A 15798-nucleotide genomic window follows, 5' to 3' on the forward strand; every position below is an offset into this window, starting at 1 on the left:
GCATGACAACCACAGTTCTCTTGGTCGGCCACGGTTCGCGCAATCAGGCCGGCAATGATGAAATTCGCGAATTTCAACAACAATGGCAGGCGCAACACCCTGACTGGCGCATTGAGTTGTGCTATATCGAACTCGCCGAGGTGCTGTTGGAAGAAGGATTGAGCCGCGCCGCGCAAGGATCTAGCCGCGTGATAGTCGTGCCGCTGATCATCAGCGCCGCCGGGCATGTGAAGATGGAAATTCCCGAGCATATCGAGGAGGCCCGCGAAAATTTTCCGGCGGTCGAATTCATCTACGCGCCGCATCTAGGAAGCAACGAAACCTTGCTGGCCATTCTGCAAAAACAGCTCAAAACGGCACTCAAATCTTTGGCCATGCCAGACCCGAAAACTACCGGCGTGATCATTTTAGGCCGCGGCTCCTCCGACAAAGTCGCCAACGGCGAACTAGCAAAACTGGGGCGTTGGCTGTTTGAAGCTACCGAGCATGAACTCGTCGACATTGCCTTCACCGGTATTACCCATCCGCGTTTGGAAACCGCTGTGCAACGTCAAGTACGACTGGGCATGACGCAGATTGCGATTTTGCCCTATTACCTGTTTACCGGCTTGCTGATCGAGCGCATCGGCAAACAAATCGAACGCTTGCAAAGCCAATATCCGCAGATTGTCTTCGGTGCCGGTACGTATTTTGGTTTTGATCCGGCCATTTTTAAATTGCTGGATCAACGGGTTACCGAAGCCTGGGACCCGCTCGCGCCGAAAATGCTGGAATGCGACGGCTGTCAGTATCGCGAGCAAGCCGAACATCACCACCATCATTGATTAGCCATGAGCCACAACATTCAAACCGAACAACTGACCCAGGCTGGGCAACAAATCGAACACGATTCCTTTGCCATCGTCGACCGCGAAGTCGGCGAGCACCATTATTCCGATGGGCAATGGCAAGTGGTGCGTCGCATGATCCACGCCACTGCGGATTTTGAATTCAATGGCCTGACCGAGTTTTCCGCGCATGCAATCGAAGATGGTATTCAAGCCATTTTAAATGGTGCGCCTATCGTTGCCGACGTGGAAATGATTTGCGTCGGCTTATCGCAGCCGCGCCTGGCGCATTTTGGCATCAGCGCCCGCCAGTTCATCGCCGATGCGGATGTCATAGCCGCCGCCAAACAGGTCAATAGTACCCGCGCGGTACAAGCCATGCGTAAAGCGCAGCGCCTTGGTTTAATCGCCGGCGGTATCGTCTCAGTTGGCAACGCACCGACCGCGCTGTTGGAAGTGTTGCGGATGATCAAAGAAGAAGGCGTCAAGCCGGCACTGATCGTCGGGATGCCAGTCGGTTTTGTCTCTGCAGCGGAATCCAAGGATTTACTCGCCGAATTAGCCGATGTGCCATGGATCATCACCCGTGGACGTAAGGGCGGCTCGACATTGGTCGTCGCGGCGATTCATGCCTTGTTGAGCTTGGCGGAAACCCGGCAGAAAAACGGCTGATAACATGGCAATGCCGGAACGCAAACCCAAAGGTACCCGCAAGGGTTACACCACCGGCGCCTGTTCGGCGGCAGCTGCACGGGCGGCAGTGCAGGGTTTGCTGAATGGGCACGTGCCGGACACTATCGACTGCGTGCTGCCCAATGGGCAAGACGTGGCATTCAAAGTCGAAGAAAGCTTCGTACAGAACGACCGAGCACATGCTGTCATCGAAAAAGACGCCGGCGACGATCCGGACTGCACCCATCGCGCTCGGCTGACGGCGGATGTGATGTGGATAGAACAACCGGACACTATCGTATTGCAAGGCGGCGCGGGCATAGGCCTGATCACTCGGCCCGGTTTGGGGCTGGCGGTCGGCGGTCCGGCCATCAATCCGGTTCCGCGCAAAAATATCGAGGATAACATCCGTCTGATCGCCGCCGAAGCGCTAAAAACCCGAGGTCTACAGGTAACGATCTCGGTGCCGGGCGGCGAAGAGATGGCGAAAAAAACCCTGAATTATCGTTTGGGCATTATCGGCGGTATTTCGATTCTAGGTACGACCGGAATCGTGCATCCGTATTCCACGGCGGCGTTTCGGGCTAGCGTGGTGCAAGGCGTGGAAGTTGCGGCCAATCAGGGGCAGGCTAGCGTGGTGCTGACCACCGGCGGCCGCACCGAGAAATTCGTGATGCGCGAATTGCCCGACCTGGATGAAAGCTGTTTCGTGCAAATGGGTGACTTTCTGACACCGGCACTGGACACCGCCGCTCGTTGCGGCATTCAAAACATCATCATTGGCGGTATGGTCGGCAAGCTGACCAAAATGGCTCAGGGTGAAACCATTACGCATGCCGGTCGCGCCCCGGTCGACGTGGAACTGGTCGCTGATATTGCCCGTAGCATCGGTGCGCCGGACGATGTGTGCGACGCCATCTCTGCTCAAGAAACCGCTCGCTACGCCTCCGAATGCATGGCCGAGTTGGGGTTGGAATACGAATTTCATGTCGAACTGGCTAACCGAGTCATCGCCACCTTGGAAAACCGTTATCCCGGCGGTTTTCACATCAGTGTTCTGGTGTGCGATTTCGATGGCAACAAACTGGCCGAAGCCGGCAGGAATTGATCATGCAAGCGATGTGCAGTTTTATCGGCGTACTAGACAACGGCGTCACCAGCCTGAGCCAGGAGGCCTTGCAGGCATTGCGCGAAGCAAAGCATGTCATCGCCGGCAGCCGTCTGCTGGCAACGCTGGCTAAAGACATTACTCAGGCCAAACACTACGACTTAACAGGGCAACTCAAACAAGTGCCGGACTGGATCAATGTCGCGTTGGCACAAAATGAAGCAGTAGCTGTACTAGCGACTGGTGATCCCTTGTGCCACGGCATCGCCGGTTTCCTGGCCGGCAAGCTGGAGTCCAGAAGGGTACGCATCTTGCCCAATCTAAGTACGATACAACTAGCCTTTGCCGAGTTGAAATTGTCTTGGCAAACCGCCGCTATCGTTTCGATCCACAGCAAGGATGCCGGTGAATGGCTGGGCGGGGCCACGCCGGAGCATGGCTTGTACGAATTAGCTCAGCGCTGCCGCAAACACGATTTGCTGGCGATATTGACCAGCCCGGACAACACCCCGGCACGTATCGCCCGCTTATTGCAAATCGAAGGCTTGGCTGATGCGTTCGAAATGGCGATTGCTGAAGCTCTAAAGCAGCCGCAACAGCGAGTCAACGCCTGGCTGAGTATCGCGGAGGTCGCTCAAAGCCGTTATCTCGATCCCAACGTCGTCATTCTAAAACGCAAAACGGCTTTGTCCGCACCGGTATTGTTTGGCGTCAGCGACGACAGCTTTCAGCAGCGCAAGCCGGAAAAAGGCCTGATCACTAAACGCGAAGTGCGTGCGGTATCGTTGGCGAGGATGCAATTGGCGCGTCGAAGTATTGTCTGGGACATCGGCGCCGGCTCCGGATCGGTGGGTTTGGAGGCGGCGCGGCTGTGTTCGGAGGGTCATGTCTTTGCCATCGAAAAAAACGCCGATGACATGGCTAATGTCGAACAGAATCAGGCTGCCTGGGGTATCAGCAATTACAGCTTAGTGCATGGCAAGGCGCCGCAATTTCTCGACACCTGGCCCGATCCGGATGCAGTATTCATCGGCGGTTCCGGTGGCGAATTGGCGGAATTGATAGCCTTGTGTTTAGGGCGTTTGCGCCCGGCGGGTTGGCTGGTGATGAACTTCGTCACGCTGGAAAACCTGTCCACCGCCGTCGATACCCTGAAACAACTCGGCGCAGACTGGGACGTCTGTCAGATTCAAGCCTCGCGTAGTAGCCCGATTCTCAATATGCATCGCATGCAGGCCGAAAATCCAGTGTGGATCGTATCTGCCACCCATTCTTTACAGCCCATATTATTCGGTCACGATGAACACTAAACTCGGCACACTCTACGGCGTCTCACTCGGCCCCGGCGACCCTGGCCTGATTACCCGCCGTGCCTGGGACTTACTATCGGGGTCCCGGCACTGGACCTATCCGGTACGCAAGAAAAATAGCGACAGTTATGCCTTGAATATAGCCTTGCGCGCCGGCCTGAAACTGCCTGTCGAACATAGCGAGCTGCATTTTCCAATGACTCACGATGCCGAGATTCTGGCCCGTTACTGGCTGGCAGCAGCACAAACCGTGTTGGCACTATTACAACGCGGCGAGGATGTGTTGTTTCTGGTGGAGGGCGACGCCTCGACCTATTCCACTTTCGGCCATTTGCAACGCAGCGTGCGTGCTTTGCAAGCCGATGTCACCGTGGAAGTCGTGCCGGGGGTGTCGTCGTTTCATGCCGCTGCGGCGCGTAGTGGCGAACCGCTGGCTGATGTTGATGACACTATCGCCATCATCCCCGCCGGATACGGCATTGATCAGATTGAACGCCTGCTCGAGGATTTCGACACCTTGGTGCTGCTTAAGGTCAAACCTTTGCTGGACGATGTAATCGATTTGCTGCGCCGCCGTGATTTGCTCGGTCAAGGCTGGTTTATCGAAAAAGCCGGGGCGCCGGAAGAACGCATGGTGCACGACATCGCCAGCCTCGAGGGGCAAAAGGTCAATTATCTGTCGTTACTTATCATCAAAAACCCAGGCCGTCAGCGCAGCGAAATGCAGCGCGGTTGCCGCAAGAAAAAGGACTCAATCGATGAATGAAGTGCGTGTCGCCCTGGTGGCGATTACCAAACACGGCGCCGGGATTGCCACTCGCCTGGCACCACAACTCCCCGAAGCGGAGGTGGTGGTGTCGGAGAAGCAATCCGAACATTTGGGTGATTTTGCCAATCCGCGCCGCGTGTATCAGGGGGCGTTGAGCGCGCAACTCGGCGAGTTGTTCGCAGCCTACGACCAAATTATTTTTCTGGTGTCGCTCGGTGCGGTGGTACGGTCTGATTGCGCCGCATCTTAAATCCAAGGATGTGGATCCCGGTGTGCTGGTGATCGACGATGCCGCCGAATTCGTGATCCCGGTGCTATCCGGCCATGTCGGCGGTGCCAATGCTTATGCCGAAAAGGTCGCCGCGTTGCTAAATGCCACGCCGGTACTGACCACCGCATCGGACGTGGGCAAAACCATTCCGGTGGATATCTTGGGCCGTGAACTGGGCTGGCAAGTGGAAGCCCCTAAGGTCAACATCACGCGTGTGTCGGCGGACGTGGTCAATCAACTGCCAATTGCCTTCGTGCAGGAAGCCGGCAGCTCAAATTGGTGGACGCGGCCCTCGCCGTTACCGGCCAATATTCATCTGTTCCAGCGCTTTGAGGACGTCAACACCGAACAATACCGGTCAATTCTATGGGTCACACACCGGGCAATCGATCCGGCTGTTTGGCAACAACTGGCTGAGCGATTGGTGGTGTATCGGCCGCCCAGGGATCAAGCGTAAGCGTATGAAAGTCATGATTGGCATGGGTTGCGACCGCAATGCCAGCCTGGAAACCTTACGGCAAGCCTTGGCTCAGGCTTTGTGGCAATGCGGGCTAGGCGTGTCAGCGGTAGCCGGTTTGGCCAGCATCGACAAAAAAAACGACGAAGCGGCCCTGTTACAACTGGCCCAACTACACCGTTGGCCGTTGTTTTTTTACCCGGCAGAAGTCTTGGCCGCCATCCCGGTACCGAATCCATCCGAGGTGGTCATGAAATACATGGGTACTCCGGCGGTGGCGGAAGCGGCCGCTTTGAGAGCGGCCAATGCCGAATTGTCGGATTTACTGGTCGAGAAACATAAATATTGCGGCACGGACGGCAAGAACGCCACCGTTTCGATAGCGAGAATCAAATGAAAAAAGCAGGCAAAATTTTACTGGTGGGCATCGGCCCCGGCGCGCATGAGCACATGACTGCCCGCGCTCGTCAAGCGATTGCGGAAGCGGACGTGGTGATTGGTTACAGCACCTACATCAAACTGGTGCAAGACTTGCTCGATGGCAAGGAAGTCATCAAAAAAGGTATGACCGAAGAACTCGATCGCAGTATCGAAGCGTATGAACATGCCAAGCAGGGCAAAATCGTCGCTATGGTGTCGTCCGGCGATATCGGTGTTTACGGCATGGCCGGGCCTACTTACGAACTGCTGCTGGACAGTGGTTGGACGCCGGATGATCCAATTCAGGTGGAAGTGGTCCCCGGTAGTACCGCGTTGTCGAGTTGCGCATCCCTGGTCGGAGCGCCGCTGACCCATGATTTTTGTTCGATCTCGCTGTCCGACTTGTTGACGCCTTGGCCGGTGATCGCCCGCCGCCTGGAAAGCGCGGCGCGCGGGGATTTCGTGGTAGCTTTGTATAACCCGAAAAGCGGTCGCCGCACGCAGCATATCGTCGAAGCGCAAACTATATTGCTGCGTCATCGGAGCCCGGACACGCCGGTTGCCATCGTTAAATCCGGTTATCGTGCTCGGCAACACATCCAGCTCGTACGCTTAGCGGAGATGGCCGATTGCGACATCGGCATGTTGACCACGGTGTTGGTCGGCAATAGCAGTACCTTCGTCCGCGCAGGGTTGATGGTGACGCCGCGCGGCTATGCCAATAAATATGACGCCATGACCGGCGAAACCCGCGCAGGCGAGCAGGCGGGGCGTTCGCTGAGCATGGGTTTGGAGGGCTGGAAAGCTTGTGTGCGGCAATATTTGCGCGACACGCCCAAGGTGACATTGCAACAGGCGGCAGCATACTTCGCGCAACCGCTGGCGGAGATTCTCGATGCCGTCAGCCAGTCCACGCCGGGCGATCAAGCCGGCCTGTTCTGCGCGCAACGGGCAATCCCGGACAGCCATGATCGTTTGCTGGAATCATGCCAGGCTTGGGGCAAATTACGCGCTGTGGTGCGCAGCGAAGCGGGCGCCGTGGCGGAATTGTTGATCAAGGCCGCTGATTTGCAAAACAAAAACGGCTGGATGAGTATCGTCAACGACGCCTTTCATTTGCACATCGACTGGCGCAAAACGCAGCAGATTTGGTTTGTCAGCCGTGATGATCAAACCTATGGCATTCAGGTACTCGATCAACACGGCGACGCCTTATTCAACTTATGGTTAGTCGCTGACGAAGCAGGCTTCGACAGCACAGCCCTACAACATTACCGCGATGACCGAGCGCAATTTAGCGCCCCAACTGTTTTGGAACCAACCCACCATGACTGATAACACCATCCCCATGCCGGAAAAACCCAAAATGGGTGACTACAAACGCCACTTGCTGGTGTGTACCGGCCCCCGCTGCACCGAAAATGGCGAAGCGCAGGCCTTATTCGAAACCCTGGGCGAGAAGTTCAAAGCGGCCGGCATCGACAAAGGCGAACTCAGGGTTAAGCGCACCCGCACCCACTGTTTTGCCACCTGTAAATCCGGTCCCATCATGTGTGTACAGCCCGATGGCGTCTGGTATTACAACGTCAATGAAACCAATTTACAGCGCATCATTGACGAGCATTTGGTGGGCGGTCGACCTGTCGAAGCGCTGATTTATCATCAAAGTACTTGCTCGGTTCCATAGCAGTAAAACAAAGCGTTATGGATTATTTTCCTCTTTTCTTAAAAGTTAAAGGCCAAACGTGTTTGGTGGTAGGCGCTGGCGAAATTGCGGCGCGAAAAATTGAATTACTGGTCGGAGCTGGAGCAAACATCGTCGTCGTTGCTTTGGAAATTGGTAACACGGTAGCTGCTATGAATCATTCGAATCAAATCGTTATCCGTCAAAAAGCATTTACGCATGAGGATATCGACGGTATGGGACTCGTGGTTTCCGCTACCAATTGCCGCTCCACGAATATAGAGGTCTCCAAGTTGGCGAATCAGCGGAAAATCCCCGTTAATGTGGTTGATGATCCGGCGTTATGTTCCTTTATATTCCCGGCCATTATTGATCGTTCGCCCCTACTTATCGCCATATCCTCAAGTGGTGTATCTCCCGTATTAACGCGACTTTTACGCGCCAGGGTGGAAAGTGCCATTCCGGCATCGTTTGGCCTGTTGGTGCAATTGGCTGAAAAATTCAAATTATTGGTCAAACAACGCATTGTACAACCGAGTCTGCGTAGAGTTTTCTGGGAAAAGATTTTACAAGGGCCTGTGGCTGAATTAGTTTTTGTAGGCAAGCAGAGCGAAGCGGAAGAATTGCTGCGGTCGCAACTGCAGCAGGCTGACCCTACAGCAAATCAGGGTGAAGTGTATTTAATAGGCGCCGGTCCTGGCGACCCCGATTTATTAACGTTTAAAGCCTTGCGTCTGCTGCAGCAGGCAGACGTTATTGTTTATGACCGGCTGGTTTCTATAGAAGTGCTCGATATGGCCCGACGAGACGCCGAGAAAATCTATGTCGGCAAACAGAGGGATAACCATAGCCTACCGCAGGAGTCGATTAATCAACTGTTAATTGATTTAGCCCTGGCCGGCAAACGGGTAGCCCGATTAAAGGGGGGCGATCCTTTTATCTTTGGTCGTGGGGGTGAAGAAATCGAGTCCTTTATACAACTAGGGATCAGCTTTCAGGTTGTGTCTGGCATTACTGCAGCGGCAGGCTGTGCCAGCTATGCGGGCATTCCGCTGACCCATCGCGATCATGCTCAATCCTGCACATTTGTCGCCGGCCACTTAAAAGACGGCAGTATCAATCTCGACTGGCAGCAATTATCTCGTCCCAATCAAACCATTGTGATTTATATGGGACTGGCTGGATTGGGAATCATCTGCCAATCTCTGATCGAGTACGGTTGTCCGGCCAATCACCCCATTGCCGTCATTCAGGAAGGCACGACCCGAAACCAGCGGGTTTTAACCGGAACACTAGCAGATATGCCCAGTCGTGTGGAACAGGCCGAGATGACGCCGCCGACGCTGATTATTGTCGGTTCGGTAGTTACACTCCATCAACAATTGGATTGGTTTCAGCGTTCGGACTAAATCACAAGTGGAGGTTAGCATTACCCGAAACTGAGGCTTTTTGGTAAACGGTCTCATTAGGAACAATATGAGATTCTTAAAAACGAGCCAATCAACAGACGATAGCGAGTTTATGTTCAAGAACTGATGAAATTTAGCCTCGGATGTCAACCCTCGGATAAGGATAGAATGCGTTATCACCACCAAGATATCACTAGTGTCCGGTTAAGAATCGAATAGATTCAATTGGTTAGAATAGGTATTTTGATCGGATATGTATTCGATGCCCTGTAAGGCCTGTTGAATGGGGATTTCCTCGAACAAAGTGACCAATAAAAGCTGTAACAAAGTGTAGAGAGAAGCATCCAGATTGAGTTGTTTTTTGATGATGGCGACCAGGACATAAACCGAGACGGCGATCCAGATTTGGGATTTGACGGCATTTTCCGAGGTGTCATAGAAACACTTGATACGAAGATGTTGTTTGATCCATTTGAAGAATAATTCGACCCGCCATCGACTTTTATAGAGCGTGCAAATCGTTAGCGATGGCAAGGTAAAGTTGTTGGTTAGAAAGACTAGCGTCTTGCCGGTTTCCGGGTCTTTAAATCGAATACGGCGCAAGTGTTGAGGATAGTCTTTTTGGGTATAGAAGCCATCGAGTGCGATAGTTTGGTCGCAGATGATACCGAGGTGACGGTCGGTTGGGGTTGAATAAATGCGATGAGCATCCAGATTGGATTTGGCTCGCGTTACGAAGAACGCACCGGTCAAATGCAAGATATACAATCTGGCGAAATCGACATAGCCGCGATCCATCACATAAATAGCTCCCGGTTCGGGTATCAGCAAGTCGAGCGTCTTGACGTCATGCATTTTGCCGTCGGAGGTATGGATTAAGCTTGGAATACTGCCGCGCAAATCCAGCAAGGTGTGCAATTTGACTGCTGCCTTGGTGGTGCGAAACTGGGCCCAGGGAAACACGGACAGACACAGATCAATCGTGGTCGAATCCAGTGCATAAACTGTATTAGTCACGACTTGATCTGACACATCGACTTGAAAAGATGAGAGTTACCGGTTTTGATAGGGGTGTCGAATCCTTACACAAAACACAAAAGGTAACTCTCATGATCCATACAAACAATCCGATCATTAAACACAAAGCGGGGCTGTTAAATTTAGCCCAAGAACTGAATAACGTCTCCAGAGCCTGCAAGGTGATGGGTGTCTCGCGCGATACGTTTTATCGTTATCAAGAGCTGGTAGCCGAAGGTGGCATTGATGCCTTAATCGACAAAAACCGCCGGTCTCCGAATCTGAAGAATCGCGTCGATGAAAGCATTGAGCTGGCAGTGAAAGCCTATGCGGTTGAGTGGCCAGCGCATGGACAGCATCGAACCAGTAATGAACTGCGTAAACAAGGAGTATTCGTATCCGGCAGCGGCGTTCGCTCCATCTGGTTACGGCATGACCTGGAGAACTTTAAAAAGAGGCTTAAAGCACTGGAAGCCAAGGTAGCCGCCGAAGGGTTAATGCTGAGCGATGCGCAGATTGCGGCGTTGGAGAAAAAGCAGCAGGATGATCAAGCCTGCGGCGAAATCGAAACAGCCCATCCCGGTTACCTGGGTTCGCAGGATACCTTTTACGTTGGCAACCTCAAAGGGGTTGGGCGGATTTACCAGCAGACTTACGTGGACACCTACAGCAAAGTCGCACACTGCAAGTTGTATACAACCAAAACGCCCATTACCGCAGCGGATATCCTGAATGACAAAGTATTGCCGTTCTACGAAGCCAACGCATTACCCGTTCTACGCATTCTGACGGATCGCGGCACAGAATATTGTGGCAAGGTCGAACAGCATGATTATCAGCTATACCTGGCGATCAACGACATCGACCATACCAAAACCAAGGCCATGTCACCGCAAACCAATGGGATTTGCGAACGCTTCCATAAGACCATCTTGCAGGAGTTCTATCAGGTCACGTTCCGCAAAAAGCTCTATAGCGACCTGGATCAACTCCAAAAAGATCTGGACGAATGGCTGGTTTATTACAACAATGACCGAACTCATCAGGGCAAAATGTGCAACGGCAGAACGCCGATGGATACCTTGCTGGATGGAAAACAGATTTGGGCTCAAAAAAATCTGAACCAAATCTAATCTGACAGACACCCCGCAAAAACGGTAACTGTCAGATCAGGTCTGAGCTAATACAAACCCTTCGGCGGCTACCTTGGCTTCCAGTGCTTTAAGCCTCTTTTTAAAGTTCTCCAGGTCATGCCGTAACCAGATGGAGCGAACGCCGCTGCCGGATACGAATACTCCTTGTTTACGCAGTTCATTACTGGTTCGATGCTGTCCATGCGCTGGCCACTCAACCGCATAGGCTTTCACTGCCAGCTCAATGCTTTCATCGACGCGATTCTTCAGATTCGGAGACCGGCGGTTTTTGTCGATTAAGGCATCAATGCCACCTTCGGCTACCAGCTCTTGATAACGATAAAACGTATCGCGCGAGACACCCATCACCTTGCAGGCTCTGGAGACGTTATTCAGTTCTTGGGCTAAATTTAACAGCCCCGCTTTGTGTTTAATGATCGGATTGTTTGTATGGATCATGAGAGTTACCTTTTGTGTTTTGTGTAAGGATTCGACACCCCTATCAAAACCGGTAACTCTCATCTTTTCAAGTCGATGTGTCAGATCAAGTCGTGACTAATACACTTTATTGTGTTGACGCCGATGCCAAAACGTTGCAAATAAGTTGGCCGCCTGAATTCCTGGCCGCGCTCCAAAAAACCATTAGTTCCGTCAGAACAATACTCCAATAAAATGCCCAGTTGACATCAGGTTTGAAGTACAGACCAGCAATAATAAATGCCCCGAGGAATAGATAAGCTAATGATGTCAGATCTCTGAACATTAACCACATGCGATGCGCATGGGAAACCGCTGGGACTTTTTCGTGTTTCTTAAATATTCGATACCAAACCTTGTTTTCAATTTCTGGCGTTAAAGACAATTGATCTTGCAACTCAGGGATTTCTGCTTTTAATCGATCATAATCTACTCGCATGTCGCGTTGGGCATAGATTGAAAATGCCCGGTAACCTGGCGCTGCGTAGGGCCAGCGTAAATAAACCAGTGCATCTTTAACCTGTCTTGGAAGCATTAGGCTCAATGCTCCGATGACTGCTGTCGATCCAGCTGCGGCAAGTCCGGAAAGTTTCCAATTGGTCAGAAATGAAGCAACGATTTGAGTATCTATTTCGACTCCCTGTGAGAAGAAATACAACAGCCCTGAGTTAATCAATGCAACAGGAACGATGCTTGGCATGTTGAGCGTTTTTAACGATGGCATTCGATATTCTCCTATGGATTTGTGACTGGACCCTGTACTGCTATAAACCCGTTTGGCCGATAAATTAAACAGACGCTTGGAACGTTGCCTCGTTCTCTCGTCAGTTCCGCCAATGTGCCTCGGTCTTTTCCCGACGCGCCGCCACCATTCGGATGGCTATGCCATGTCCCCAAATAGGTGAGCGTATGGCTTGTATTTTTTTCAATGGTGCTGATTTGCTTTTTTAGGCCCTGAATACCAAGCATGAATTCGTCCGTTCGAAATTCGCTATCCGTAGGAGGCGGAAGAAGGCCGGTTACATAAATAGTCCGTCTACCCCAATTGATGTGTCCGATTAAGACGCCTCCTGTTTCCAGCGGTCTGCGCTGCTCAGTCTCCATGCGCATCTGATCTTTTAAGGCAACAGGAATCCTTAGCTCCCATTTTGATTGGTCACCAATAGAGAGAATTTCGATTTTGGTTGTAGGTTGGCGCAGCCAATTCACTCCTAAACCGTCTTCAGTAAGCAAGCCAACCAGAAGCTCCCCGTTCACGGGAATGTCAGCATCGAGTATTTGTGATGTGCGTTCTGAAATACCTGCTGAGAACAATGAGATTTTTGCGTCAGACATTTTCATCGAAAACGATGCGCACCCTTGGCCGGTGTTGATGCGATCAAAATTAGTGGCTTGATATAACGCGTTTCCAACGAGGCTGGAATCCAAGCCTATTTGATAAAGTTGGGCAACCAAATCGTCGACTCTGGGATTTCGATCCTTTCCCTCCAGACCAAAGAATCCAATTGTTCCACGGCCATACAGCGCAACTTGCAGCAGTGGTGCGCCGAATTGCTTTGGGCGAACCATGCAAAGAGCATCTTGGACAGAACTAGAAGCCGTCGCGTCGATAATTAGCCCGTTACATTTTGCAAATAGATCGGGCTTGTTTTGCAAAAGGGAAATAACATCTTCAAGAGGATTTTTGACTTGAGTAATTTGGGCTCCAACTTGCGTTAGAAGGGTTTCAGTTAACCAAACCTTGGGGAGCATGAATTCGGCGGCGGCCAGATTCGCCACAGCATGTCTCGCAACGTTATGTGGCGAAAAACAATCCTTATCATAAAGCCTAAATGGGCCATGCCCAGAGCGAGCGAGATGTATGGCAATTTTTGAGCCTAGACTGCCACAGCCGATCATGGCAATTTCCTTGCGGCGGTCGGCTTCATCAAAATTACGATCTGACGTTTCGGCTAGTAACTGTTGGCTCACTTTCTGAATCAGCACTAATGGGAATACCAATGTTCGAGTCAATTGCAATCGGTGGTTTTCGTCCGAGGTAAAAGCAATTCCATAGGGAATGATTTCAATGTCACTGTCTTCGCCTATCAGATTACAGGGGCGTTTCACGGCGAATAGGACTGTTACTTCCAGAGTTTGCTCTATCTGAGGTAGGGTAATGTTTTCGGTAATCTCCTTCAGGCGGTTTTCCAATCCTAATCGACAGCCATAGCTTTCGGCTCTGAGTAGCAGCTGCTCGAGGTTGTCAACATCATCCGGCTGGTAAACATCAATCGTTTTCTTGGTACCGCCTGAAATAACGATTGCTAGCGAAAAATAGCTTCTAAACGGCGAGTGCCCATTGTTTCCTATCCTAAACTTTCGAATGGCTTCTCCGATGTTGGCGTATAAGGTGTTTTCATCAATGATCCGCCCCGAATGACCGACTATGGACTGCCAATATTCATATCTAAGATATTGACTTATCGGGGTCTTGGCGTTGGCCATACACTCGCGAATGATAGCGATATTGGTAACAATCGTTCCTTCGACGCTATCCCTTCGAATGGGCTCCCACCCCTGGCCAGAGCAATCCAGCAACTCGCCAGTGGCCGCCTTACTTAACCAGTCGGCGAGTTGATTGATAATGCCGTTTATCCAGTCCGGCTCATGCAATAAGTCGTCAAGCCTGCCTTCATAAATGCAAGGCGAAACTAATTCCCCTGGTCTGCCCGGATTGATATGCGGGTGAGCGCGCTTGAAATCGGCGCGTAAGAAAAGCCAGGGTGCATGGGCGGGAAAAGATGTTGAAAACACAATTTTTACCCATTCCGTTGCCTTGACGCCTGTTGCCGTTATGCCTTTATCCCTTGCGTCGCGAGGCAATGGAACGTCCATGTTGATTTCGATTGCCCAGTTATCCTGGTTATCCTTGCTGGGAGTGGTGGTTACACCGTTGACAGAAGGATGAACTGAAATTTGGTCAATCGCTGCTTTCACAGCGATTGGTAGTTCCTGTGACAGAAATCCCATGCGATCAACCGTGGGGTTTGGGTTTTGCGCTTGAGATAATTCCGGCACCCAAAGTGATGTTGCTTGCCCGTTTAGGGCTTTTTTGGGGGCCTTCAGGGGTTAGTGCGATTTCAATAACCTCTTGGTCTTTGGTGCCAGTGCAGACAAATTCGCCGTCGACATTGCTGGCGATGTTTTCGTACTGTTTTTTGGCGCCCCAGCACGGTGGATCGATATCATCGTCTTTGATGACATTGCTGCTAGCGACTAGCGTAGCGTGAGGCTCGGCCTGAGACAGTGCTGATTTTGCCTCCTCGTCCACTTTAGGGTTCTTTGAACGGCTCCAACTGTCTTCCGACAGAGTATGCCAGGAACAATGATGCGGGGTTAGTAAGATGTCGTAGCTTAAACAGTGCGGCGCGTTTTGGTGTTTGCGCCATAGTTCGCGCCAGATTGCGACTTCGGCGTCGCCTCCACACAAAAATAGGTTGGTTTTAGAGCCGTAAGGCCGTGCGGCAATTTTAAATTGCAAGATGACGCTCGAGTGATTTTTTGATAGCCGATCTTCGTCTTCTACATCCTTAGCCTGCAACGGGCCAAGGACATAGACTTCGATCATTTGAGTTTCCCGTTCATTAATCTTGGTAAAGGTTTTATCAACCTCAGTCAAGATCGCTTCCAGACCATCAGTTTTGCCGTTTTCATCCTTGCCGATAATGCGGATGCGATCGCCAGCTTCGCCAATTTTTTTGGCGTTTTTATACAAGTTGACACGGCGTTTCGCTTCGGTATTAAAGTCTTTTGCATCCTGGCATAAGGTGTGTCCAGTGCGTTTGTCTGCGCGCCGCCAAACGATCGGGGACGACCAAATTTCTTGAATGATGATTTTTGCTTGTTCGCCTTCCTTGGGCTCCTTGTAGTCATCAACAGCGCCAAGATGGAAATGCTTGGCCAAACCTCTCACATGATCTTGGTCAGGATGTGTTTGCAGGAAAACATCTATGTAGGGGCGTCCTTTCGAATCGTTTTTAAGGCGACTTCTCAGCTCGCTGCCGACGTCGAAATAATCTTCATTGGCCTCGTCGTCAGCGCTATCGCGGATGTTCATGTCAATCAAAATCTTGGTTTGGCTGGTGTCATCAAGCTCAATCAGCGTCATATCGCCGTTACCAACCGGAAAAAATGTAATTTGTGTACTCAAGCTGAGTCTCCTAAAAAGGATGAACAAACACTGCATGTTCTAATAATTTAAC

The 15798-nt window shown here is 51.6% G+C and carries 15 protein-coding genes and 2 pseudogenes; 12 read left to right on the plus strand and 5 right to left on the minus strand.

The window, feature by feature from the left end; genetic code table 11:
• Positions 1-2 precede the first annotated feature (2 nt).
• The 11 genes from ACH5Y9_RS07040 to cysG are packed head-to-tail and all read left to right on the plus strand — an operon-like array spanning position 3 to position 8927.
• The gene (locus tag ACH5Y9_RS07040; protein ID WP_020481835.1) at positions 3-824 is read left to right on the plus strand and encodes a sirohydrochlorin chelatase; all 822 of its coding nucleotides are present in this window, start codon (positions 3-5) and stop codon (positions 822-824) included.
• Between the two features lie 6 nt (positions 825-830).
• A complete protein-coding gene (locus ACH5Y9_RS07045; protein ID WP_445366709.1) occupies positions 831-1499 on the plus strand; it encodes a precorrin-8X methylmutase in 669 nt (222 codons plus the stop codon).
• A 4-nt stretch (positions 1500-1503) separates the two neighbouring features.
• Positions 1504-2607: a cobalt-precorrin-5B (C(1))-methyltransferase gene (locus ACH5Y9_RS07050; RefSeq protein WP_445369068.1), complete on the plus strand. Its 1104-nt coding sequence runs from the start codon at positions 1504-1506 to the stop codon at positions 2605-2607.
• A gap of 2 nt (positions 2608-2609) precedes the next feature.
• Entirely contained in the window at positions 2610-3917 is a 1308-nt protein-coding gene (gene cbiE, locus ACH5Y9_RS07055; RefSeq protein WP_171695201.1) for a precorrin-6y C5,15-methyltransferase (decarboxylating) subunit CbiE, read from the plus strand.
• Positions 3907-4683, plus strand: a complete 777-nt coding sequence (gene cobI, locus ACH5Y9_RS07060) for a precorrin-2 C(20)-methyltransferase (RefSeq protein ID WP_033158752.1) — start codon at positions 3907-3909, stop codon at positions 4681-4683. The genes cbiE and cobI overlap by 11 nt, the downstream gene beginning before the upstream one ends.
• Positions 4676-4936 (plus strand): hypothetical protein, encoded by a 261-nt coding sequence (locus ACH5Y9_RS07065; protein ID WP_445369069.1) that lies wholly within the window; start codon positions 4676-4678, stop codon positions 4934-4936. Before cobI ends, ACH5Y9_RS07065 begins: the two co-directional genes overlap by 8 nt.
• Positions 4902-5414 carry a cobalamin biosynthesis central domain-containing protein gene (locus tag ACH5Y9_RS07070; RefSeq protein WP_445369070.1) on the plus strand — a complete coding sequence of 171 codons (513 nt, stop codon included), beginning with the start codon at positions 4902-4904 and terminating at the stop codon, positions 5412-5414. Before ACH5Y9_RS07065 ends, ACH5Y9_RS07070 begins: the two co-directional genes overlap by 35 nt.
• Before the next feature lie 4 nt (positions 5415-5418).
• Positions 5419-5811: a cobalamin biosynthesis protein gene (locus ACH5Y9_RS07075; protein WP_171695203.1), complete on the plus strand. Its 393-nt coding sequence runs from the start codon at positions 5419-5421 to the stop codon at positions 5809-5811.
• Positions 5808-7169, plus strand: coding sequence for a precorrin-3B C(17)-methyltransferase (gene cobJ / locus ACH5Y9_RS07080; protein WP_445369071.1), 1362 nt, complete (start codon positions 5808-5810; stop codon positions 7167-7169). The genes ACH5Y9_RS07075 and cobJ overlap by 4 nt, the downstream gene beginning before the upstream one ends.
• Positions 7162-7521, plus strand: a complete 360-nt coding sequence (locus ACH5Y9_RS07085; protein ID WP_020481827.1) for a (2Fe-2S) ferredoxin domain-containing protein — start codon at positions 7162-7164, stop codon at positions 7519-7521. Before cobJ ends, ACH5Y9_RS07085 begins: the two co-directional genes overlap by 8 nt.
• Before the next feature lie 17 nt (positions 7522-7538).
• Positions 7539-8927, plus strand: coding sequence for a siroheme synthase CysG (cysG, locus tag ACH5Y9_RS07090; RefSeq protein ID WP_445369072.1), 1389 nt, complete (start codon positions 7539-7541; stop codon positions 8925-8927).
• 204 nt (positions 8928-9131) lie between these two features.
• Here the strand turns inward: cysG and ACH5Y9_RS07095 are convergent.
• Positions 9132-9944, minus strand: a pseudogene (locus tag ACH5Y9_RS07095) (IS4 family transposase); the annotation flags it as partial.
• A 92-nt stretch (positions 9945-10036) separates the two neighbouring features.
• On the opposite strand from ACH5Y9_RS07095, the gene ACH5Y9_RS07100 reads away from it, so the two are divergent.
• Positions 10037-11077, plus strand: coding sequence for an IS481 family transposase (locus tag ACH5Y9_RS07100; RefSeq protein WP_445366359.1), 1041 nt, complete (start codon positions 10037-10039; stop codon positions 11075-11077).
• 48 nt (positions 11078-11125) lie between these two features.
• On the opposite strand, the pseudogene ACH5Y9_RS07105 reads toward ACH5Y9_RS07100, so the two are convergent.
• The 4 genes and pseudogenes from ACH5Y9_RS07105 to ACH5Y9_RS07120 form a co-directional block, all read right to left on the minus strand.
• A pseudogene (locus tag ACH5Y9_RS07105) lies at positions 11126-11536 on the minus strand (helix-turn-helix domain-containing protein); the annotation flags it as partial.
• A gap of 106 nt (positions 11537-11642) precedes the next feature.
• Positions 11643-12278, minus strand: a complete 636-nt coding sequence (locus ACH5Y9_RS07110; RefSeq protein WP_415878307.1) for a hypothetical protein — start codon at positions 12276-12278, stop codon at positions 11643-11645.
• Positions 12279-12289: 11 nt separating this feature from the next.
• The gene (locus tag ACH5Y9_RS07115; protein ID WP_445369073.1) at positions 12290-14614 is read right to left on the minus strand and encodes a Mov34/MPN/PAD-1 family protein; all 2325 of its coding nucleotides are present in this window, start codon (positions 14612-14614) and stop codon (positions 12290-12292) included.
• Complete coding sequence (locus tag ACH5Y9_RS07120; RefSeq protein WP_445369074.1) at positions 14571-15746, minus strand: hypothetical protein; 1176 nt, start codon at positions 15744-15746, stop codon at positions 14571-14573. The genes ACH5Y9_RS07115 and ACH5Y9_RS07120 overlap by 44 nt, the downstream gene beginning before the upstream one ends.
• Between the last annotated feature and the right edge of the window lie 52 nt (positions 15747-15798).

This window comes from Methylomonas sp. BW4-1 (genome assembly GCF_052474385.1).